Origin of the sequence: Yoonia sp., assembly GCF_046498525.1 — a bacterium.
Classification (GTDB): Bacteria; Pseudomonadota; Alphaproteobacteria; order Rhodobacterales; family Rhodobacteraceae; genus Yoonia.
Genome location: NZ_JAWOAN010000144.1, coordinates 1 through 22,026, shown reverse-complemented (window position 1 = coordinate 22,026; position 22,026 = coordinate 1). Strand labels below are relative to the sequence as shown.

Here is a 22,026-nt window from a genome sequence, read left to right as displayed (position 1 = left end):
GATTCACTGATTGTCATTTTGGTTAATACTGCCTCGACATCCACGACCGGATATCCCATCAGGTAACCGCTTTCAAACGAGTCCATAACGCCTTTTTCCGCGGCTTTGATGAACTGTGGCGGGATCGTGTCGTCTGTGAGTCTGAGGTGTTGTAGACCAGTTCGATGGACAAAGGATTGTCGGAACCATAGCCAGCCTCGGCCAGCAGGTCTTGCGCCATCGCGTTGCGCTCGTCCTGTGTCATGGTCGCCATGGGAATGTCCGGCGTTTCAAACCCTGCCGTTGCCCAGTGGGTGAACGTGTAAGCCGCCTTTTGACCACCGGCGAGGACGTTATCGACGATGATATCGCGATTCACTGCAAGGCTCAGCGCTTTGCGGACGTTTGGATCCTGCAGTTTTTCGGGGGCGCCGTCACGCAGGTTGAACATGTAGTAGTAGGAACATGACAGGGGCACGGAAACGGCCTGATCGGGGTACCGCTCTGCCAGACGCGGGAACTGGCCTGCGGGCACATCGGTGCGGTCCAGTTCACCGGCAAGATAACGGGTCAGTGCGACGTTTTCATCGTTGATGACGAGTGACGTGACCTTTTCGATGATGGTGTTGTCGTTGTCCCAATACATTGCGTTGCGTTCACGCACGAGTTTTTCCTGCGGCACATGTTCGGTCAGCACATAGGCACCGTTGGACACCATATTACCCGGCTTGGTCCACTCAGAACCGAATGCGTCGACTGTGGCCTGATGCACAGGGAATGTCGTGAAGTGGGTAAGCATCTGCGCAAAGTATGGCAGCGGTTGCGTCAGCCGAACCTCCAGCGTGGTGTCGTCGATGGCGGTGACGCCCAGTGCGGACGGTTCTGCATCACCGGCGATGACTTCGGAGGCGTTTTCCAGCGCCATCAGTTCGATGAACCATGAATAGGGTGAAGCAAGTTCAGGCGATGCCGCGCGTTTCCACGCATATTCGAAATCACCGGCGGTCACCGGATCGCCGTTGGACCACTTGGCGTTGTCGCGCAGCGTGAACGTATATGTCAGGTTATCGTCGCTCACGTCGTGGCTGAGCGCTACGCCCGGAACAAGATTGCCCGCGGCGTCCTGATTATAGAGCCCCTCGAAGAGGTCACGCAGGATATCGCCACCGGCACTGTCTTCGGCAACGCCCGGATCGATCGACGGGCTTTCGTCGAGATCGCGGTAAGTGAATGTTTGGTCAGAGGCGAGAACCTCGCCTGTCTCGGGATGTGTGGCGTGGCCGTCTGCGTAGAGCGCCCCTGTGGTAGCGATCAATACAGCGGACGTGGTTGCGAGGAGTCTGGTTCTGAGTGTCATGAGATATCTCCCTGTTGTTGTATCTATTGGCGATACAATCGTTGGATTTTGCGCGCGTTCGGCGCTGGTGGGACTATCTTTTGACGCGAAGCCCTAAATGGCAAGGGTAATCATAGGTTGACCCGACGACAGGGCCGTCTAAGTGCCGCCTTGTCGGTCAACGCAACAAGACGGTGCCGCTATCGTGCCCCAGTGAAACTGGCCGCGCCGGTGCCCTGAACAAAATTTGCATTTTGTGCCAAGATATGATGTTGCATTCCAAAGCCCATCGCAGTGAGTATTCCATGGACAACCTCGCCCTTGAAAATCGTGACCGACTGCCGGATGCCGTGCGGGTTCTGCTGGCGGAATACCCTCGTGACGCATGGGAAGCGGACCCCGGTTTTGATGGTTTGATCCGCTTCTGGCTTGACCGGCACATGATGTTTCGCAAGCTGATGTCAGAACTGCGCGGCGGGACAGAGGCGCTGTTGGACCGCAAGTTGGATCCCCAACGCTACATTGCCATGACATCGCGTTATGGCGGCATGTTCGTCAATGGTCTGCACGAGCATCACACGATCGAGGACAATTACTATTTTCCCAAACTGGTGACGAAGGATGCGCGGATCGAAAAGGGTTTTGCCATTCTGGATCAGGATCATCACGACCTTGATGCGTTTCTGGCCGAATTTGTGGATCGCGCGAACGAGGTCATCGGCGTTGCCAGTGAACGGGGCAAACTGCAGACATCAGCCGGCCGTTTTCGGGATGAACTGGCGCGGCTGGAACATCTGCTGGACCGTCATCTGGTTGATGAGGAAGAACTGATCGTTCCGGTGATCCTGCGCTACGGGTCGGCAGGCTTGGGTTAGGTCACTGCAGACGAAAAGAGGCAGAGTCTCCTGCACCCTGGTCTACCGTAAACCTGACCCGGTCCTCGCCGCGTGCTTCGACAAGCTGGCAGTTGTAGGGAATCGGGTCGCCCCCCCAGCTTAGCTCGCGGCAGAAATATCCATCCTGCCAAGTCCACTGTCCTTCGATGCCCCAGCCGATCGCCGATCCATCAATCTCACCATTGGGAAGCACGTTCAGCCGGACCCCGTAAAAGAAATTACGCAGTTCCTTGCCTTCGACCAGCGACAGGAAAGTCGTCTGGTCTTTCACGGGCACATAGCTGTCAGCGGCGGCAGGTACTGCCACGGATGCAAAGATCAAAGACAGGATCGCGTATTTCATCAGGCCCTCCGTTATCCGCAGAATACCTTTGATACGACGCAAATTATGGTTTGGTTCACTCCTGCGCAGCAGGATTTTTTGCAAGCGTGCTGAATAGGCGCAATTGGGCCGACTTGCGCCCTAGGCCTCCAACGCCTTGATCATATCCACCCGCGTGCCGTGGCGTCCGCCTTCAAATTCGGCGTCCAGAAATGCGTCAACGATTTCAAGTGCAAGCGGGGTGTCGACCACGCGCGCGCCCATCGACAACATGTTGGCATCGTTATGTTCGCGGATCATCTGCGCGGAAAACACATCGGAGCAAACGCCGCAGCGGATGCCCTTGACCTTGTTGGCAGCCATCATGATGCCCTGACCGGTCCCGCACAGGATAATGCCAAGCGCGCAATCACCAGAGGTCACCCGCCGCGCGGCGGCTTCACCATGTGCCGGATAGTGTGTGCTTTCGGGTGTCTGCGGACCGATATCAACGGCCTCCCATCCCTTGGCTGTGATGTGATCGGCGATGGCCCGACGCATGTCGATTGCGGCATGATCGCTTGAAAGAACGATCCGTTTGTTCGCGGTCATAGGGGTGTTGTCCTGTCTACTGGTTTTGGTTAAATGCCAAGTACATCCATCATGTCGTATTCACCGGGGCCTTTGTCTTGCCCCCAAAGGGCGGCTTTCAACGCGCCACGGGCAAAGATCGCGCGGTCTGTCGCGATGTGACGCAGGACGATCCGTTCACCGGCGGCGGCAAAAAGCACGTCATGTTCGCCCACGATATCGCCGCCACGGATGGCGCTGAAGCCGATGTCGCCTTTCTTGCGCGCACCTGTGATCCCGTCGCGACCGCTGTCGCTGACCTCCTTGAGAGACACACCCCGCCCTTCGGCGGCGGCCTCGCCCAGCATCAGGGCGGTACCGGAGGGCGCGTCGACTTTCTGGTTGTGGTGTGCCTCGATCACTTCGATATCAAAGTCGTCATCAAGTGCGGCGGCCACCTTTCGTGTCAGTTGCACCAGCAGGTTGACGCCAAGCGACATGTTGCCCGCCCGCACGATCACGGCATGGCGCGATGCGGCCTTGACCGCTTTCAGGTCGTCATCTGACAGGCCGGTGGTGCCGATCACATGCACGGCGCGGGCCTGCGCGGCAAGGCCTGCAAACGCCACGGTCGCGGCAGGGGCGGTAAAGTCGATCACTGCTTGGGCCTTGGCGAAAACCTCGACCGCGTCATCGGTAACGGCAACGCCTGCGGGCTGGCCACCCATCGCTGTGCCCACGTCCTGACCGACCCAGTCGTGGCCTGTCCGTTCCAACACGCCGACCAGGCGGCATTTGTCCGAGGCCAACAGTGTCTTGATCAGCATTTGGCCCATCCTGCCCGATCCGCCGGTGATCACAATGCCGGGTGTGTCTGTCATGTTGTATTCCCTTTTCTTGGCCACCCGTTTAGCGCCGGATTGCCGCTGACGCAAAGCCTTGCTTGGCATCTGGGGCCACAACGATTAAATGAACGGCATGGCAAAGAATTCAAACCGAGACGGCAAAGCCCCCACCCAGCGCATGTTGCGCGTGGGCGAGGTTATTCGCCGGACCCTGTCCGAAGTCCTGCAACGTGGTGACGTGCATGACGAAGACCTCGCGCGCATGTCCATTACGGTGGGCGAGGTGCGGATGACATCCGATCTGCGAATCGCGACGGCTTTCGTGCTGCCGCTTGGCGGGCAGGGCAAGGAAGAGGCGCTGGAGGCCCTGCGCCGCAACAGGCACGAGATCCGGCATCTGGTGGTCAAGGGGGGCACGATGAAATTCGCGCCTGAACTGCGTTTCGAGATAGACGGTACGTTCGACCAGATCGACGCAACCCGCGCGCTGCTGGCGGAAGATCACGTGCGTCAGGATCTGGACGACTGATGCGCTGGCTTGCTGTGCTGCTGCTGTTCTGGGCACAGCCCGCAGCGGCGGTGACTTGCGAGGACCTGACGTATGAGGGCAGAAGTTTTACTGCCTGTACGGTCGATGTCACGTCCGCGAACCTGCGCCTTTTCCACAAGGCCCCTGACGGGTCCGTGATTGGCAGCTTTGGCAGAATCGCTGAAATGCCCGGTGTCAACGGCCTTGCCTTTGCGATGAATGCGGGGATGTATCACAATGACCGCTCACCGGTTGGACACTATCTTGAGGGCGGTGTGCAGACGATGCGGGTGGTCACGAACGCCGGGCCCGGTAACTTTGGTTTGCTCCCCAACGGGGTGTTCTGCATCAATGAAAGCTTTGCACAGGTCTATGAAACGCTGGACTATGTCGCCGCAGCGCCCGCCTGTCGTGACGCCACGCAATCAGGCCCGATGCTGGTGATCGACGGGGCGCTGCATCCGCGGTTCCTGCCTGACAGCACATCGCGATTCATCCGCAACGGGGTAGGCACCAGCGCGGACGGCGGGACGGCGGTTTTCGTGATTTCCAACGACAGCGTCACTTTTCACGAATTCGGCAGCTTCTTTCTTGATTATCTGAAGTTGCCCAATGCGCTCTATTTCGATGGCAAGGTATCGCGACTTTATTCGCGCGCCTTGGGGCGCAGTGACTTCGGGTTCCAATTGGGGCCGATGGTAGCCGTGACAGAGTAGGACGGGCCGGAACCTGTGCCTTAGCCTGCGATCTGGTCGATGATGGTTTGCAGGTTCGGGCTTTGTTGCAGCATCGCGGCCTCTGCCGGGGTGAACCAGCCCGCGTCGCTGACATCATCGGCGGCGACTGGCGTTCCGCTTTGATAGCTGCAGATCACCACGGCCAGCAAATAGTGAAAGCGAATTGCCCCGTCTTTGTCCCGCGTGATCACATCGACATTTGTGAGGTACCGTTCGGCCTTGGCTGTCACGCCGGTTTCTTCCGCCAGTTCGCGTACCGCTGCGTCGAATGCTGTTTCTCCCAGTTCCACATGCCCGCCCGGAAACCCCCATGTGTTCGCGTTGGGCTCTTTCTTGCGCTTGACCAACAGGAACCGGCCTTCGCGGTAGACTACAGCGATCGCGCCTAGCTTGGGGTGCATTAGATCGCTCCGATCTTGACGGCGCCGCGCGCGCCACAGGCATTTTCGGGCCTGCCCGATGCGGTGCTGCAACCTGCGAATATCAGGACTGATTTTGTCATGTCGCCAAGCTAGGTGCGGCGTGCAGAATGGTAAAGCGGCTTTGCCCCTTGGCCTCGCCGCTTTGAACGCACATATAAGGGGCAACGAAAAATTGAAGGAGACAGGCGATGCTGGAATTGAACGCAAGTGCAAACGCACAAGCCCCCGCTGATCTGATCAAGGAAGGTACCGACGCAAGCTTTGCGGCGGATGTGATCGAAGCCTCTCAAACCGTTCCGGTGATCGTGGATTTCTGGGCACCGTGGTGTGGCCCCTGCAAGACACTGGGTCCGGCGATCGAGGCGGCGGTCACGAATGCGAAGGGCCGCGTCAAGTTGGTCAAGATCGACGTAGATGCCAATCAGGCCTATGCCGGTCAGTTGCAAGTGCAGTCGATCCCGACGGTTTATGCCTTTTATCAGGGTCGGCCTGTCGATGGCTTTCAAGGGGCCTTACCGCCCTCCGAAATTAACGCTTTTGTTGACAAGATCGCCGCGATGGCCGGTGAACCCGAAGACGAAGGCCTGACCGCGGCGATTGAAGCCGCAGGGCAGATGCTGGAAGAGGGCGCTGCTGCGGACGCCGCAGAAACCTTTGCCGCGATCCTGCAGGAAGAGCCGAACAACGCGCCCGCCTACGCAGGGCTTGTTCGGTCTTATCTTGCTTTGGATGATGTGGATCAGGCCGAGGCCATTCTGAACGGCGCACCCGCAGAAATTTCAACCGATCCCTTGCTGGATGCGGTCCATGCCCAGATCACGCTGGCCCGCGAGGCGGCAAACGCGGGACCCGTGGCAGAATTGCAGGCAACGGTCGAGGCCGAGCCGGACAACCATCAGGCGCGGTTTGATCTTGCGACAGCACTGCACGCGAACGGGCAGGCAGAAGAGGCGGTCAACCAGTTGCTCGAACTGTTCCGGCGTGATCGTGAGTGGAATGACGCGGCGGCGAAAACACAGCTTTTCAAGATTTTTGATGCCCATGATGCGAAAGATCCGATTGTCCTGAACGGGCGGCGAAAACTTTCGTCGATGATATTTGCCTGATGAACTGTTCGGCCTATCTTGTATAACATGATATCAAAGACTGATCTGCCAGACACAATTCCTGTCTTTCCCCTGCCGGGCGCGCTGCTTTTGCCGCGCGCGCGCTTGCCACTGCATGTGTTTGAGCCGCGCTATTTGGCGATGCTGGATGATGTGTTGAAAACCTCGTCGCGGCTGATCGGTATGGTACAGCCCTATGATACGCCGAATGGTGGCGGCAGGCTGCACAGCATTGGCTGTGCGGGCAAGGTCACGGCCTTTTCCGAGACCGAGGACGGGCGCTATATGATTACCCTATCCGGCGCGTCGCGCTTTCGGATCATGGAAGAAGTGGAAGGATTCACCCCCTACCGCCGCTGCAAGGTGAACTGGCAGGGGTTTGACCGCGATCTTGGCCCGACTGAAAAAGACGACAGCTTTGACAGGGAAAAATTCATGGACGCGCTTGGGCGGTTTCTGGTGGATCAGGGGCTTTCGACCGATTGGGAAAGCCTTGGTGAGGCCGAGGATGAATTGCTGATCAATTCACTTTCGATGCTGTGTCCGTTCGCGCCCGAGGACAAGCAGGCCCTGCTTGAGGCACCGTCCTTGACCACGCGGCGTGAAACCCTCATGACTTTGATTGAATTCGCCCTGCGCGGCGGATCGGGTGAAGAGATAATGCAATGACCGAAAAAGCGTTCGATCCCAAGATGCTTGAGGCGCTGGTCTGCCCCATCACGCAAGCCACGCTGACCTATGATGCGGAAAAGCAGGAATTGGTCAGCAAGGCGGGAAAGGTGGCGTTTCCGATCCGCAATGGTATTCCGGTGATGTTGATCGACGAGGCGCGGTCGCTGGAGTGATCCGGCCAACTACTCGTGCACTTCAAGAATACGACGATGTTTGAGCGCCTCTTTGCGCACTTCGGCAAATGTCCGGAATCCGCGCACTTCGAGTATGGGTAACATAGCGGCGAACGCATGTGCAGTGGCCATCGCATCGCCAAGTGCAGTGTGGCGCAGATCGTCGGGTATGCCGACTTCGAGCCTGTCGCAAAGCGCATCAAGTGTATGCACCGCCGATCCACCAAAGACGATGGCGGAAATGTGGACGGTGTCCATCACGGGGTTGTCAAATATCACGCCATCCCTGTTGAGAAAGGCCATGTCGAATGGTGCATTGTGCGCGACAAGCACGGCATTTGCGACGTAGGTCTTGAACCGCTTGCGCGCGTCTGGAAACATGGGCGCGTCCGCGACCATTGCATCGCTGATCCCATGCACCTTGGTGGATTGTATCGGTATGGGCCGCCCCGGATTGACGAGCGTCTCGAATGTTTCTGACGCGATGACGCGGCCATTGACGATGCGCACAGCGCCCAGTTGAACGACGTCATCCTTCTTGGGGTCAAGCCCGGTGGTTTCGCTATCGAACACGACAAATGTCAAATCGCGCAGGGTGGATTGATTGATGTCTGCCGCCGGTCTCCGGTCGAGCAAATCAAAGTCATAGACCAAGGGCCGCGCGGCCTCGGGGGCGAGCGGTTCAAGCATGAGCATATATCCGCTGCCGTCATCAAAGACGCGGATGTGGCCGGAATAAACGGCCCCCGACTTGCCCTTGATTGCGACCGGGTGGCGCATCTGGCCGCGCTCTTTCATCTTGGACAGTGTCGCGTGCAGCGTGGCTTTATCCACGTAGTCGCAGACTGATCCGTCCAACCGCGCAGGCGCTTCACGTTCCATCAGGTCAGCGGCCTGTCCATCGTACAGGACGATCTGGTCATCCGGGGTCGCGACGATCACGGCGACCGGAATATCGGACAGAATGCGCAAAAGCTGCGCGCGATGACGTTCGAGCCGGCTGGTTTTCTGGGCAACGGTTTCGGCGGTGGCCTGATTTGCCTGTCCCAACTTGTTGCTGATCGCAAAGGCGGCAGGCCCCAGATCGCCAAGGTACCGCGCCGCCTTTTCGTCGAGCGCCGTCCCGACCCCCGCATCTGCACATACCCTGAATTGTGCGGCAAGTCCTTCGATTGGTTTGCTGATGTTTTCGTCAAAAAGCCGCCAGACAAAGGTGGCCAGTGCCAGGATGCCGAAAGCTGCCGTGATCCCGACCGTGACAAAGGCGGACATAGCATCGGGCATCCCCAATTGCCTGTAACCCAAGAACAGCGCAGCCAGCACGACCACGATCCCGCCGATGCCGATTAGGCAGAAAAAGAGGAAAACACGCATGCGCAGGCTGAGGCTGGTCATGTCACATATCCTCGCAGGCCGTCCTGAGCAGGGGGTCGCTGGGCGCAAGCGGGAACCACTGTGCATCGGTGACGGCCCCGTCTTCGCCAAAGGTTATGCCATCCACCACATCTGCACGTCGGTTTTCGGCGCAATCAAACAGCATGGGCACCTTGGCTGTGCGGGTCCAGCGCCCGTAAAACACCAGATCGACAAGCCGTTGGTCGGGTTGATCGGGATGCGTGCGGGTGCTGACTTGGTCAACGGCCACATACCGTGAAATAAAGGGCGCGGTATATGTCCACGGACGGTACAGCGCGGTTTCCTCGATCGTCTGCGCGACGACGATGCCTTCGGGCATGGTCGCGACTGTGCGTGCATACCAACTGTATTCGCTCGAAATCGTGGCGGCCAGCATCGCGGCACCCGCAGCGGCTGGTATCAGCCACTTTGGCAGTCGGCCCTTGAGCGTCCTGTTGATTGCCCACACCAGCAATGCGGCGGTTGCGCCTGCCACAATGGTGCCGATCAATTCGAAAAACATGGGGCCTCCTCCCTGTTTTCTATGTGTTAGCCCAAGACGCCTCTTCCCTGCATCAGGGCTGATTGCATTGTTTTGATCACGACAAAGGCGTCGCGCAAGTGGCTGCGTTCAAAATCGGACAGGTCCGCAGGTGGTAAAAAGTTGTCAGGTGCCTTGCCGCGTTTGATTTGGCGCGCCTGATGGTCCAGCCGGGTCTGCGCAACCAGATCGTAAGCATCCAGTAGATCGCGCCCCCCACTTTTGCTGATCACTTCGCCCGCGATGGCCGCTTGCAGGCGCGCGCGCGTGTTCACCGGTTCAAGGTTGCCTTGCAGCGCGTACATGCGCCCGAGGTCGACGACAGGCACGACGCCGCTCAACTTCATATCGACTGTATTGCGGTGCTCGCCGGACCGGATGGTTGCCAGCCCCTTCAGCATCCCCAGCGGTGTCGCATGGGTCAGCGCGTTTGTTGCCATATGTGCGGTAAAGATCGAATTGGCAGAAGCGGCCTTCAGGGTCTTGGCCTGCAGCCCGTCGAAAAGGCTGAAATCACCGCCGATGGGCCGCAGATCGAACATGACAGAGGCCAGCATCTGTGCCTCTTTGCCGGGGCTTTTGATCCAGTGCCGGAAATAGTCGTGCCAAACCGATACGGGCTGCCGCCAACGCGGGTTTGTCGCCATCATGTTGCCCGGGCAATAGACATAGCCACAGGCATTCAGCCCGTCGCTGACGAATTGTGCGAAGGGTTCAAAATAAGCCAGCATACGTTCGTCAATGTCGTCTTCCAGAATGAGGCAGTTGTCCTGATCCGACACACCTGTCTGTTCCTGTCGCCCTTGAGAGCCACAGGCCAGCCACACATAGCGGGCAGGGGCCGGGCCGAATTTTTCCTCGGCCTGCGCCAGCAGGCGCCGTGTGACGACATCCGCAATATCGGTGATCATGCGCGTCACGACATCATGCCGGTTGCCTGCTGCCACCAGTTGGACCAGCAGGTTCGGGATGCGTTCGGTCACTGCGGCAAGGTCTTGGGTGGTTTCGGCCCGCGCCGCGTCTGCGACGAACCCGGCCGTGTTGGATGCCTGAAACCTTGTCAGATCGGTTTGTGTGACGATCCCGACAAGTTTGCCTGCTTCGACAATGGGCAAATGCCCCAGTCGGTATTCCATCATCATATGAAGTACGTCAGAGCCGATGGCAGAGGGGGACAGTACCCGCGGATCGGGCGTCATTATTTCACGCACCGGCGTGTCATGCGCCAGCCCTTGCGCCAGTGCTTTGCCAGACAGATCGCGCACCGTCAGGATGCCGACGAGTTTTTTCTTCTCGACGACGCAAAGGCAGGAAATCCTCTCGTCCCGCATCTTTTGCGCGGCGGCCTGAATTGTCATGGATGGCGCACAGGTCACAGGATCAGCGACCATCAGCGTTGCGACGTGCGCGCGCGTCAGATCAAACTTGCCAAGTGCGTCATGCGCCTTTGTGCTGTGCTTTCGGTCAAAGAAACGGCGGAAGGGTTCATGGTCCGCGCGCAGCTTGTGAAACAGCGTCGGCGGGATACAGATCAAGCGACAGTCGTCTTGCGCGTAAGCCGAGGTGACAGCGATGCCGCCCTTCATCAGGCCGCGCTCTGCAAAAGAGTTCTTGCGCTGCAATTGGGAAATGATGTGGCCGTTTTCGTCACGTACCGTGACCTGACCGCTTTCAATGACGTAAAGCCCGTCCAGTTCTTCGCCCAAATCATAGATCTTGGCGCCAGCGGGATAGGTCCGAAACATCACATCGTTCCACAAAGCATGAAACGCCCTGTCGGGGAGGGCGTCGTAAGGGTGCAGTTGCTTGAGGAACGAAAGTGCGGTGTCGTTCATCGGCATGTCTCGCGATATTGCATCAATGGAAGTGGGGCCAGCAACATGATTGCTGCTGGCCCGGTTGTCTTAGTGATCGACAGCACCGGCTGCGCCGGCAGGGATACGGACGCTTTCGACAAGCTCCTTGATCTCTTGCGGTGTGTCCTTGGTCATCATCGACACGCCATAGGCGACAGCGAAGTTGATCAAGGCGCCGACCGCACCGATCGCAGTGGACTGGATCCCGAAGAGAGAACCGTCAACGGTGTCCGGGAAAGAGTTCGTCCCGGCGATGAAGAGCCACCCTTTGTGCAGGAAGATATAGACCAGTGTGAAGACCAGACCGGACAGCATCCCCGCCACAGCACCGATGTTGTTGATGCGCTTGGAAAAGATACCCATCATCAATGCAGGGAAGATCGACGCCGCTGCCAGACCAAAGGCCAAGGCGACGGTTTGCGCCGCAAAGCCCGGAGGGTTCAATCCGAGGACTGTTGCCACGGCAATGGCGACAGCCATGGCGATACGGGCCGACATCAGCTCTGCTTTTTCGGACATGTTGGGTGTCAACTGACCTTTCAGCAGATCATGGCTGACCGCCGACGAGATCGCCAGAAGCAGACCCGCCGCCGTGGAAAGTGCCGCCGCCAGACCACCGGCAGCCACCAGACCGATCACCCAACTGGGCAGGTTGGCGATTTCCGGGTTTGCCAGCACGAGGATGTCACGGTTGAAGTTGGTCAACTCGTTCCCTTCCCAGCCGTTTGCAGCAGCAGTTGCGGCCATCGCTTCGGATCCGTCGTTGTAGTACTGGATCAGGCCGTCGCCGTTCTTGTCTTCCCAATCAAGAAGACCGGTTTTCTGCCATGTCAGCATCCAGTCGTACTCTGGTGCGTTTTCGATTGTCTGTACCGCAACCGCATCACCGTTCGTACCATTTGGCCACATCAAGTTGGTGATATTCAGGCGTGCCATGGCACCGACAGCCGGGGCTGTGAGGTAAAGCAGCGCAATGAACACCAGCGCCCAACCAGCGGACCAACGTGCGTCAGACACTTTTGGAACCGTGAAGAAGCGCATGATCACGTGCGGCAGGCCCGCCGTACCGATCATCAGCGACAGCGTAAAGAGAACCATGTTGAGGTTGTCTTTGTGTGCCTCGGTGTAGCTGGCAAAACCAAGATCGGTCACGATCTGGTCAAGCTTGGTCAGCAGGTAAACACTGCCTTCCGCACCGGTTGACGTGGTTTCAGAGAACAGACCCAGCGCCGGGATTGGCGTACCGGTCAGTTGCAACGAGATGAACACGGCAGGGATCGTGTAGGCCATGATCAGCACGACATATTGGGCCACTTGGGTGTATGTCACACCTTTCATGCCGCCAAACACCGCGTAGGCAAACACGACACAGGCACCGATCAACAGACCGGCCGTGTTCGAGATTTCAAGGAAACGGCCAAAGGCCACGCCAACGCCTGTCATCTGGCCAATCACATACGTCGTGGACGCAATAATGAGACAGAGGACGGCAACCATGCGTGCGGTCGACGAATAGAAACGATCGCCGATAAATTCCGACACGGTGAACTTGCCGAACTTGCGCAGGTATGGTGCAAGCAGTAGCGCCAAAAGCACATAGCCACCGGTCCACCCCATCAGGTAGGTCGAGTTGTCATAGCCCGTAAAGGCGATCAGACCCGCCATCGAGATGAAGGAGGCCGCAGACATCCAGTCTGCCGCAGTGGCCATGCCGTTGGTGACAGGGTGAATACCCCGACCTGCGGCATAGAATTCTGACGTGGTCCCTGCACGGGCCCAGATCGCGATGCCGATGTAGAGCGCGAATGACGCGCCGACAAACAGCAGGTTAATCGTAAACTGTTCCATCCGATCAGTCCTCTTCTACGCCGTATTCACGGTCGAGTTTGTTCATCCGCCAAGCGTAGAAAAAGATCAGCGCGAGAAAGACGAGAATTGAGCCTTGCTGGGCAAACCAGAACCCAAGGTCCGTGCCGCCGACTTCGATGCCGGACAGCATGGGGCGCAGCAGAATGCCGAAGCCAAAAGACACGAGTGCCCATATGACCAAGCTCACCAATATGATCCGGACGTTCGCGGTCCAGTAGCCCGCCCCGTCTTGGGCTGCTTTCGCAGTAGTTGATTGTTCCGCCATTTGGCGCTCCTCCTTAATGTGTTGGCTATCTTACATCCGCGCGGTCGTCGCGCGGACGAATTGCTTATGGCATGACGTGTTCGGTCAGTGCCGCGATGGCATCTTGAATGTCTGAAATCTGTCCCATGGCATCGACGCGGCGTAATGCGCCTTTATCAGCGTAGTATGCAACCAGCGGAGCTGTTTGTTCATGATATGCATCAAGGCGCGACATCACGGTTTCAGTATTGTCATCTGCCCGGCGGGTCATGTCTTGCGCGCCACAGCAGTCGCATGTGTCTGCAACCTCGGGGACTTTGAATGTGTCGTGATAGCCTTCTCCGCAAGCGCCACAGGTAAAGCGGCCCGCGATACGCGTCACCATTTGCGCGTCATCCACTTCCAGCTCGATCGCGGAATCAATCTGCTGGCCACTTTCGGCCAACATCTGGTCCAGCGCCTCTGCCTGCAAGGTGGTCCGCGGGAAGCCATCAAGGATCACGCCCTTGGCACAATCCGGTGCGGCCAGCCTGTCGCGCAGAATGGCGATGACGATGTCGTCACTGACAAGATCACCGGCCTCCATAACGGCCTTTGCCGCCTTGCCTGCATCCGAGCCCGATGCGACCGCTGCGCGCAGCAGATCACCCGTGGACAGTTGCACAAGGCCAAAGCGTTCTTCCAGCATCCTTGCCTGCGTACCTTTGCCAGCACCCGGAGGCCCCAGCAGGATCAGGACCGGGGGCTTTTGTGATATGCTTGAGCCTTTCATTACGGATCTTTCCGGTTCATGCGGTTTGCGATAAGGTCATCGACAACGGCAGGTTCCGCCAATGTCGAGGTATCACCCAAGGCACCGAAATCGTTTTCGGCGATCTTGCGCAAGATGCGGCGCATGATCTTGCCGGAGCGTGTTTTGGGCAGGCCGGGTGCCCATTGGATCAGGTCCGGCTTGGCGATCGGTCCGATCTCGGTGCGGACCCATGTCTCAAGCTCCTTGCGCAGTTCTTGGGATGGCTCCTGCCCGTTCATCAGGGTCACGTAGGCGTAGATGCCCTGACCCTTGATGTCGTGCGGATAGCCAACGACTGCGGCCTCGGCGACCTTTGCGTGAGCCACCAGCGCGCTTTCGACTTCGGCGGTGCCCATCCGGTGGCCGGAGACGTTGATTACATCGTCAACGCGGCCAGTGATCCAATAGTCGCCGTCCGCATCGCGTTTGCAGCCGTCACCGGTGAAGTAGTAGCCTTTGTAATCGCTGAAGTAGGTCTTTTCGAAGCGGTCATGATCGCCCCAGACGGTACGCATCTGACCGGGCCAGCTCGTGGCCAGCACCAGCACGCCTTCGGCATCGGTTGTCGTGATTTCCTCGCCTGACTGCGGGTCGAGGACCTTGGGGACGATACCAAAGAAAGGCTGCTGCGCAGAGCCGGGTTTCAGTTCGGTCGCGCCGGGCAGCGGGGTCAGCAGGTGACCGCCGGTTTCGGTTTGCCACCATGTATCGACGATCGGGCAATTTCCCTTGCCGACAACATCATTGTACCAATGCCATGCTTCGGGATTGATCGGTTCGCCAACGGTCCCGAGAACCCGCAGGTCGGACAGATCATAGGCTTCTACAGGGCCGTTGCCCGCCGCCATCAAAGCGCGGATTGCCGTGGGTGCCGTGTAGAACTGGTTCACTTTGTATTTTTCGCAAACGGCCCAGAACCTGCCGGCGTCCGGATAGGTCGGTACACCTTCGAACATGATCGTGGTCGCGCCGTTGGCCAGCGGGCCATAGACGATATAGCTGTGCCCTGTGACCCAACCGACATCGGCGGTACACCAGAAGATATCGCCTTCGTGGTAATCGAATACCAGTTCGTGTGTCATGGCCGCGTAGGTCAGATAGCCGCCGGATGTATGGACGACACCTTTAGGCTGACCAGTGGAGCCTGAGGTATAAAGGATGAACAATGGGTCTTCGGCGTTCATCTGTGCGGGGGCGCAGTGATCGTCGGCTTCCAGCGCCATTTCGTTGTAGTCATAGTCGCGGTCGGTCCATGTGGTCTGGCCGCCTGTGCGCTTGACCACCAGACATTTCACCTTGTCGTTGCAGTGCAGCAGGGCGGCGTCCGTGTTTGACTTCAGCGCAGTTTTGCGCCCGCCGCGCGGGGCCTCGTCTGCGGTAATGACGACCTTGGCATCGCAACCATTGATCCGCGCACCCAGCGCATCGGGCGAGAAACCGGCGAAGACGATGGAATGGATCGCGCCAATCCGCGCGCAGGCCAGCATCGCGTACGCGGCTTCCGGGATCATGGGAAGGTAGATCACGACTCGGTCGCCTTTGCGCACGCCCAGCGTTTCAAGGATGTTGGCCATCTTGCAGACACTGCGGTGCAGGTCTTTGTAAGTAATGTGAAGAGCCTTGTCGTTTGGATCATCCGGTTCCCAGATGATCGCCGTCTGATCGCCGCGTGTTTCGAGATGGCGGTCGATACAGTTGGCGGAAACATTCAGAACACCGTCTTCGAACCATTTTATCGAGACATTGCCGAGAGTGAAATCAACGTCCTGCACCTTGGTGAACGGCTTGATCCAATCAAGGCGTTTGCCTTGTTCCGCCCAGAATTTATCCGGATCGCTGATCGACGCCTCATATAGCGACTGATACTGCTGTGCATTGACGTGCGGCACCCGTTTGGACGCACCCGTCTTTGTCTCTGTCAGTGAGACGGTATCGGTGTTCATAGTAGCTCCTCCTTGCGAACGCGACGGGAAGTACTTTGGTAATTGGCTATGAGCTTACCCGTCTGATCGTAAATGTATTCTATTGTATACGGTGCCAAGCAGGGCAAATAACTGAATTGGCTTAGTTTTTGTGTAAATAAAATAACAAGACATGCTGCACATGCTGTAAATCGGAGTTACGCTTGCCTTGCTTTTGCCTTAAACTGCAATGTGTTGGCGCTTTAATGACGTAACGTCACGAAACCCGGTGCAATACCCTCTCATGCGGCAAAGACCATTTTCCGGGGCATGTTCGGACCAATGTCGTGATCTATGTTAGCGGTCACAGCGATGCTCAAGAAAGAGCAAAAAAGAAGGGCTGGCGCTGATTCGAGCAGCGCCGCACAAACCTTAGTGCGACTTGCGTCTAGCTGCGCATCAAACGCGGCAGATCGCCTGTGAGGCCGGCAGCTTCACGAATGAAGCTCCGGCGCAGACCGGGCGCTGCATTCACCAGCCCCATGCCGATATCGCGTGCCGTCCGCAGCACCGGGTTGTCGTTTGAGAAAAGCCGGTTGAAAGTATCAGTCGCCAAAGCCAGCGTCACAGTGTCGAACCGTCGCCATTGCTGATAGCGCGCAAGTGTTTGGCCCCCACCGATGTCTTCGCCGCGCCCGCGTGCTTCTTCCAGCACCTCGGCCAAGGCCGCGACGTCCCGTAGGCCGGCGTTCAACCCCTGTCCGGCAATCGGGTGCACCCCGTGTGCTGCGTCCCCGATCAGTGCCACTCTGTCTGCAATAAAGCTATTGGCGAGCGTCAGCCCCAATGGATAGCTGAAGCGCGCCCCGGTCAGACTGATCTGCCCCAGAAAACTGCCAAAAGCAGGGCGTAGCGCTGCGAGGAAATCTTCGTCACGCATCGCCATGAGTTCCTTCGCCCGCGCGTCGGTCTCGCTCCATACAATTGAACTGCGGTCTTTGGTCAGCGGTAAAATGGCCAGCGGGCCACTGGGCATAAAGAATTGGTGCGCGATGCCGTGATGCGGTTTTTCATGCTTCACGGCGCAAACGACGGCTGTTTGCCCATAACCCCATCCCGTGCGCTTGATCCCCGCACGCTCGGCGGTTCCGCTCTTGCGCCCGTCCGATCCGATCAGCAGCTTGCCAGTGACCCGGTTGCCAGATGCCAGCGTGACGGTGGCGCTGGCGGTATCCACTGACTGCGCCACGACGGTTTCGCCCGACAGATGCGTGATGCGGTCTTCTTCTGCCATGGCATCAAGGAAGGCCCGCCGCAAATGCCGGTCTTCGACCATGAAACCCATTGGGCCTTCTTCGATCTCGGCATGGTCAAAGTGAAGCATCCAGGGCGATGGGCCTTCACCGGCGCGCCCGTCTGTTACCTTGATTTCCAGCATGGGCTGGGCTTTGTCACTGATCGCGGGCCAGATGCCGATCCCGCGCAAAAGGCGCATGGATGCATGGGCGAGCGCATAACTGCGCCCGTCAAAGTCCACACGCTTGCGCGTATCAAGTGGCAGGCTGTCGATGATGGTCACTTTGAATCCGGCCTGCGCCGCCGCCAGTGCCAAGGCAGGCCCATTCAGTCCGCCACCTACGATGATCAAATCTATATCCATGATGTGCAATATGCGCGGCCGTGCGGGATTGTCCATGCGCCTGATGGCCGCTACCGTCGCGCCAAATGGAGAGAATGACATGCAAGACTGGCGATGGATGACGGCTGCGGACCTTGGGCGCGGCATTGGTGCAGGCGATATTGATCCTGTCGCACTGACAGAGGTGTATCTGGAGGCCATCGACGCGCATGAATTCCGTGATCGCATCTATGCCCGTGTCACGCATGACCGGGCGCGCGCCGAGGCGCAGGCAGCATCGGAGCGGGCCAAGGCAGGGCTGCGCCGCAGCGCGCTGGATGGCGTTCCGGTGTCGTGGAAAGACCTTTTCGACACGGCTGGTGTCGGAACAGAGGCGGGCACGGCGCTGATGAAAGGCCGTGTCCCCGATCAGGACGCAGAGGTAGTCAAGGCGGCGACGGCGGCGGGGTTGGTGTGCCTTGGTAAAACGCACATGTCCGAGATTGCGTTTTCCGGCCTTGGCCTGAACCCGATCACGGCGACGCCCCCCTGTGTGAATGACCACGACGCCGTGCCGGGCGGGTCATCATCCGGGGCTGCGACCTCTGTTGCTTACGGTCTGGCGGCTGCTGGCATCGGAACTGATACCGGCGGTTCGGTGCGTATCCCCTCGGCGTGGAACGATCTTGTGGGGCTGAAGACCACACATGGGCGGATTTCTCTGGAAGGCACCGTTCCGCTCTGCCTGACATTCGATACGGTTGGTCCACTGTGCCGGACGGTCGAAGATGCCAATCTGCTCTTGGCTGTGTTGGAGGGTAACAAGCCGGCGGATCTTGCGGGAAATTCCCTTGATGGTATGCGTTTGATGGTCCTTGATACGATTGTCCCTGACGATGTGCGTGATGCTCCGCGCGAAGCGTTTGACAAGGCCGTTGCGCAACTGCGTGCCGCCGGTGCACAGATTGAGCATCGCTATTTTGCACAGCTTTTCGATGCGTTCAGGGTGACTGGTGATCTTTATGCCGCTGACAGCTATGGCTGGTGGCGTGACTTGGTGGAAGCCAGTCCCGAAAAGATGTTCCCGCAGATACTGGAACGTGTGCGTGGCGGGCGGACAGTGGGCGGAGCCGACTATTGCGCAGGCTGGAACATGCTGCGCGACATCCGCAAACAGTATTACGCAGAGACCGCGCAGTTTGACGCAGTGATCATGCCGACCGCGCCGATCCTGCCGCCGAATGCGGACCGGCTCTTGAACGATGACGCATACTACAAGGCAGAGAACCTGCTGGCGTTGCGCAACACCCGCGTCGCGAACCTGCTGGATGTGTGTTCGATCACCCTGCCAACGGGCGTACCGTCCTGCGGCATCATGTTCAACGGTCAGCATGGGACTGAAGAACGGCTTTTGCGACTGGCGGCTGCGGCAGAGCGGGCTTTGACCTAACTGACCGAAAAGCCACAAAAACTGCTCTGTTTTTTGCCTTGTTCTGGACAGAGCCGCCGCTGACGGGCTAGTTTGTGAAAAACTCGGGCGAAATGATCCGGTGAATTGAGGCAGTTATGGTATTTCCTGAACGGTTTTCGGACCTTCCGGCAGCGACGTGGCCACGCTTGCGTGCATTGTTAGACGTGCCGACACAGGCGTCCGAGACGATCAACATGACGATTGGCGAACCGCGCCATGCGTTTCCTGCGTTTGTGGGCGATATCCTTGCGGATAATCTGGCGGGTTTTGCCAAATACCCTGACAACTATGGCACGCCCTCTTTGCTTGACGCTATCGGGGGCTTTCTGGGGCGCCGTTATGGTCTGGACGTGCCGAACGATCAGATTCTGGCACTGAACGGCACCCGCGAAGGGCTTTATAACGCGGCGATGGCCTTGTGCCGCGAAGAAAAAAATGGTCAGCCCGTAATTCTGACACCGAACCCGTTTTATCAGGTCTATGCCGTTGCGGCACGTTCCGTTGGGGCAAAGCCGGTCTATGTTCCTGCCACTGTCGAAAGCGGACATTTGCCTGATTTTCATGCGTTGTCCGCAGATATGCTGGATCGGACGGCCATCGCTTATGTCTGTTCGCCTGCAAATCCGCAGGGTGCTGTCGCGGATGTGGATTATTGGCGCAACCTGATTGCGCTGGCGGAAAAGCATGATTTCATCATTTTTGCGGATGAATGTTATTCCGAGATTTACCGCGACACGCCACCCCCCGGCGCATTGCAGACCGCTCGGGAAATGGGTGCCGATCCTGAGCGGGTTCTGATTTTTCATTCGCTTTCGAAACGGTCGAACCTTCCGGGATTGCGGTCCGGTTTTTGTGCGGGCGGTCCGCAGTCCATCGCGCGGTTGCGCATGTTGCGCGCCTTCGCGGGCGCGCCGCTGCCAGAGCCTTTGCAGGCGGTCGCGGCGGCTGCGTGGAATGACGAAGCGCATGTTGTGGCAAACCGCGCGCTTTATCACCGCAAGTACGAGATCGCGGATAGGATCTTTGCGGATCTGGAGGGCTATCACGCGCCACAGGCGGGTTTCTTCTTGTGGCTGCCTGTCGATGACGGCGAGACTGCCGCAGTGAAGCTTTGGCAGGAAACGGGTGTGCGCGTGCTGCCCGGCGCGTATCTGAGCCAGGACGCAAACGGGGAAAATCCCGGCAAGACATATATTCGGGTCGCTATGGTGGCCCCAGAAGAAGAATTGCAGCGCGGTCTGACCCTGATCCGCCGCTGTTTGTTTGGTTGAGGAAGAACAGCATGGCATCTTACCAATCCCGGCGGCGCGATCCGCTTTTGGACAGCACGACGCAGGCAGCGATTGAAAAGCGCACCAAAGAGCTTTTGGGCCTTGGTCTGATCCTTGTCGGGTTGCTGATTGCAGTGATGGTGGGCAGCTATTCACCCAACGATCCAAGCTGGATTTCCGCGACGGATGCGCCTGTGCAGAACTGGCTGGGCCATTTTGGTGCCTCTGCTGCGGCGCCGTTGATGATGGTGATCGGTCTTGGGGTTTGGGTCATGCCGCTCGCTCTTGTCATGTGGGGCGTGCGATTTGTCATGCACCACGGGCAGGAACGCGCCATTGGGCGTCTGGTTTTTGTGCCGGTCGCGATTATTCTTGCGTCGGTGCATGCCGCGACGCTGACCCCGGGCACAGACTGGCCTGCGAACTTTGGCCTTGGCGGGCTATTCGGGGACACCGTGTTGGGTGTTATCCTGACAATCGCGCCTGTCGGTGCGATCTTTGGGGTCAAGCTGTTGTCGTTCCTGACTGGTGTGGCCCTTCTGGCGCTGATTGCTTTCATTTTGGGCTTTACCCGTCCTGAAATGAAAGCGGCTGGCCGCTTTGTCTTGCTTGGAACGGTGATGCTCTATGCCATGCTATTGCGTGTCTTGGGCAAGGGGGCCTCGCTTTCCGCGCAGGCTGCCCAAGGGATGTCGGCCACTATGCAGGCCCGCCGGCAGCAAATACACGAGGCCCGTGCCGCGCGCGCCGAAGAGCCAGCGTTGCGAGATCCGTTCTCGGTTCCGCCATTGCAGGACGACGCACGCACCCGCGCTGCAGCCGTCGTGCGTGCCAACCCTGTCGTGCCGACCAAAGAACCGCCGTTGACCGCACCCAAGATGCCGCCTGCGCCCCCACTTGCCGCGCCAGCGCGTACCCCAGCACCGGAACCGCAAGGTGGTGGGTTCCTGTCGGGATTGCTTAAGCGAAATGAAGCGATGCCTGAACCGGAACTGGTCACGCCTGAGCCGGTTGATCATACCAGTCCCACTGCAGGTGACACTGACCGCGTCAGCGCACGCATTGCCGATGCAATCAAAAGCCGCTCTGTGCCGCCATCACCCACCGGTGTCCGGATCGAGCCGTCGCTGACCGCCGGTCGCGGCCCCTTGCCTTTGGTTTTCGAACCGCTGGATGAAGATGCTTTTGCAGACGAGTCCTTGGTCGAAGACATGGAAGACGCCCCACGCATGGCCGAGCCTCATATGCCGATCCCCAAGGTCCATGTGCCGACGCCGCCTGTGATGGCCCCGCCGCCAGAGTCGCGCAGCGTGGTGCAACACCCACCCAAGCGTGCACAGCAACCGTCACGTCAGGCCAAGGCCGAGGCGCAACCAGCGCTCAAGTTCGATGTTAAATATGCCAGCTATGAGCATCCGCCTTTGGGCCTGCTGACCAATCCGATCGAGATCCAGCGCCATCACCTCAGCGACGAGGCTTTGGAAGAAAATGCGCGGATGCT

The 22,026-nt window shown here is 58.5% G+C and carries 22 protein-coding genes and 1 pseudogene; 9 read left to right on the top strand and 14 right to left on the bottom strand.

Features of this window, described 5'->3' with window-relative positions; all coding sequences use genetic code 11:
- Positions 1-86, bottom strand: an 86-nt coding sequence (locus R6T97_RS09635) for a hypothetical protein (RefSeq protein ID WP_410349081.1), incomplete at its 3' end; no start/stop codon positions are given.
- Between the two features lie 50 nt (positions 87-136).
- A pseudogene (locus R6T97_RS09630) lies at positions 137-1,336 on the bottom strand (peptide ABC transporter substrate-binding protein); the annotation flags it as partial.
- 284 nt (positions 1,337-1,620) lie between these two features.
- Here R6T97_RS09630 and R6T97_RS09625 point away from each other — a divergent pair.
- A complete protein-coding gene (locus R6T97_RS09625; RefSeq protein ID WP_410349079.1) occupies positions 1,621-2,190 on the top strand; it encodes a hemerythrin domain-containing protein in 570 nt (189 codons plus the stop codon).
- Position 2,191: 1 nt separating this feature from the next.
- Here R6T97_RS09625 and R6T97_RS09620 read toward each other — a convergent pair whose 3' ends face one another.
- From R6T97_RS09620 to dapB, 3 genes are all read right to left on the bottom strand, one after another.
- On the bottom strand, positions 2,192-2,554 hold the full coding sequence (locus R6T97_RS09620; RefSeq protein WP_410349078.1) for a dihydrodipicolinate reductase: 363 nt from the start codon (positions 2,552-2,554) through the stop codon (positions 2,192-2,194).
- A gap of 120 nt (positions 2,555-2,674) precedes the next feature.
- The gene (rpiB, locus tag R6T97_RS09615) at positions 2,675-3,124 is read right to left on the bottom strand and encodes a ribose 5-phosphate isomerase B (protein ID WP_410349077.1); all 450 of its coding nucleotides are present in this window, start codon (positions 3,122-3,124) and stop codon (positions 2,675-2,677) included.
- A 29-nt stretch (positions 3,125-3,153) separates the two neighbouring features.
- A complete protein-coding gene (gene dapB, locus R6T97_RS09610; RefSeq protein ID WP_410349076.1) occupies positions 3,154-3,963 on the bottom strand; it encodes a 4-hydroxy-tetrahydrodipicolinate reductase in 810 nt (269 codons plus the stop codon).
- A gap of 97 nt (positions 3,964-4,060) precedes the next feature.
- Between dapB and rbfA the strand changes: the two genes are divergently transcribed.
- Together rbfA and R6T97_RS09600 are read left to right on the top strand one after the other, a co-directional pair.
- The gene (gene rbfA / locus R6T97_RS09605; RefSeq protein ID WP_410349075.1) at positions 4,061-4,456 is read left to right on the top strand and encodes a 30S ribosome-binding factor RbfA; all 396 of its coding nucleotides are present in this window, start codon (positions 4,061-4,063) and stop codon (positions 4,454-4,456) included.
- Positions 4,456-5,172 carry a phosphodiester glycosidase family protein gene (locus tag R6T97_RS09600; protein WP_410349074.1) on the top strand — a complete coding sequence of 239 codons (717 nt, stop codon included), beginning with the start codon at positions 4,456-4,458 and terminating at the stop codon, positions 5,170-5,172. Before rbfA ends, R6T97_RS09600 begins: the two co-directional genes overlap by 1 nt.
- A 20-nt stretch (positions 5,173-5,192) precedes the next feature.
- Here R6T97_RS09600 and R6T97_RS09595 read toward each other — a convergent pair whose 3' ends face one another.
- Positions 5,193-5,594 (bottom strand): NUDIX hydrolase, encoded by a 402-nt coding sequence (locus R6T97_RS09595; protein WP_410349073.1) that lies wholly within the window; start codon positions 5,592-5,594, stop codon positions 5,193-5,195.
- A gap of 209 nt (positions 5,595-5,803) precedes the next feature.
- Between R6T97_RS09595 and R6T97_RS09590 the strand changes: the two genes are divergently transcribed.
- Genes R6T97_RS09590 through R6T97_RS09580 form a run of 3 tightly spaced genes read left to right on the top strand, consistent with a single transcriptional unit; the run spans position 5,804 to position 7,566 of the window.
- Positions 5,804-6,721 carry a tetratricopeptide repeat protein gene (locus R6T97_RS09590; RefSeq protein WP_410349072.1) on the top strand — a complete coding sequence of 306 codons (918 nt, stop codon included), beginning with the start codon at positions 5,804-5,806 and terminating at the stop codon, positions 6,719-6,721.
- 27 nt (positions 6,722-6,748) lie between these two features.
- Positions 6,749-7,390, top strand: coding sequence for an LON peptidase substrate-binding domain-containing protein (locus R6T97_RS09585; RefSeq protein ID WP_410349071.1), 642 nt, complete (start codon positions 6,749-6,751; stop codon positions 7,388-7,390).
- Positions 7,387-7,566 carry a Trm112 family protein gene (locus R6T97_RS09580; RefSeq protein WP_410349070.1) on the top strand — a complete coding sequence of 60 codons (180 nt, stop codon included), beginning with the start codon at positions 7,387-7,389 and terminating at the stop codon, positions 7,564-7,566. Before R6T97_RS09585 ends, R6T97_RS09580 begins: the two co-directional genes overlap by 4 nt.
- Before the next feature lie 9 nt (positions 7,567-7,575).
- Here R6T97_RS09580 and R6T97_RS09575 read toward each other — a convergent pair whose 3' ends face one another.
- From R6T97_RS09575 to R6T97_RS09540, 8 genes are all read right to left on the bottom strand, one after another.
- Positions 7,576-8,961 carry an exonuclease domain-containing protein gene (locus R6T97_RS09575; protein ID WP_410349069.1) on the bottom strand — a complete coding sequence of 462 codons (1,386 nt, stop codon included), beginning with the start codon at positions 8,959-8,961 and terminating at the stop codon, positions 7,576-7,578.
- A 1-nt stretch (position 8,962) separates the two neighbouring features.
- The gene (locus tag R6T97_RS09570; protein WP_410349068.1) at positions 8,963-9,484 is read right to left on the bottom strand and encodes a hypothetical protein; all 522 of its coding nucleotides are present in this window, start codon (positions 9,482-9,484) and stop codon (positions 8,963-8,965) included.
- Between the two features lie 26 nt (positions 9,485-9,510).
- Positions 9,511-11,343: a DUF294 nucleotidyltransferase-like domain-containing protein gene (locus R6T97_RS09565; protein ID WP_410349067.1), complete on the bottom strand. Its 1,833-nt coding sequence runs from the start codon at positions 11,341-11,343 to the stop codon at positions 9,511-9,513.
- A 63-nt stretch (positions 11,344-11,406) separates the two neighbouring features.
- Positions 11,407-13,206, bottom strand: coding sequence for a sodium:solute symporter family protein (locus R6T97_RS09560; RefSeq protein WP_410349066.1), 1,800 nt, complete (start codon positions 13,204-13,206; stop codon positions 11,407-11,409).
- Positions 13,207-13,210: 4 nt separating this feature from the next.
- Positions 13,211-13,492, bottom strand: a complete 282-nt coding sequence (locus tag R6T97_RS09555; RefSeq protein ID WP_410349065.1) for a DUF4212 domain-containing protein — start codon at positions 13,490-13,492, stop codon at positions 13,211-13,213.
- Between the two features lie 64 nt (positions 13,493-13,556).
- A complete protein-coding gene (locus tag R6T97_RS09550) occupies positions 13,557-14,243 on the bottom strand; it encodes an adenylate kinase (RefSeq protein WP_410349064.1) in 687 nt (228 codons plus the stop codon).
- Positions 14,243-16,207: an acetate--CoA ligase gene (acs, locus tag R6T97_RS09545; RefSeq protein WP_410349063.1), complete on the bottom strand. Its 1,965-nt coding sequence runs from the start codon at positions 16,205-16,207 to the stop codon at positions 14,243-14,245. Before acs ends, R6T97_RS09550 begins: the two co-directional genes overlap by 1 nt.
- A 406-nt stretch (positions 16,208-16,613) precedes the next feature.
- The gene (locus R6T97_RS09540) at positions 16,614-17,861 is read right to left on the bottom strand and encodes a UbiH/UbiF/VisC/COQ6 family ubiquinone biosynthesis hydroxylase (RefSeq protein WP_410349062.1); all 1,248 of its coding nucleotides are present in this window, start codon (positions 17,859-17,861) and stop codon (positions 16,614-16,616) included.
- A gap of 43 nt (positions 17,862-17,904) precedes the next feature.
- On the opposite strand from R6T97_RS09540, the gene R6T97_RS09535 reads away from it, so the two are divergent.
- From R6T97_RS09535 to R6T97_RS09525, 3 genes are all read left to right on the top strand, one after another.
- Positions 17,905-19,233, top strand: coding sequence for an amidase (locus tag R6T97_RS09535; protein ID WP_410349080.1), 1,329 nt, complete (start codon positions 17,905-17,907; stop codon positions 19,231-19,233).
- Positions 19,234-19,349: 116 nt separating this feature from the next.
- Complete coding sequence (locus R6T97_RS09530; protein WP_410349061.1) at positions 19,350-20,525, top strand: aminotransferase class I/II-fold pyridoxal phosphate-dependent enzyme; 1,176 nt, start codon at positions 19,350-19,352, stop codon at positions 20,523-20,525.
- Positions 20,526-20,536: 11 nt separating this feature from the next.
- Positions 20,537-22,026 (top strand): DNA translocase FtsK 4TM domain-containing protein (locus R6T97_RS09525; protein ID WP_410349060.1); only part of this gene is annotated, 1,490 nt, incomplete at its 3' end.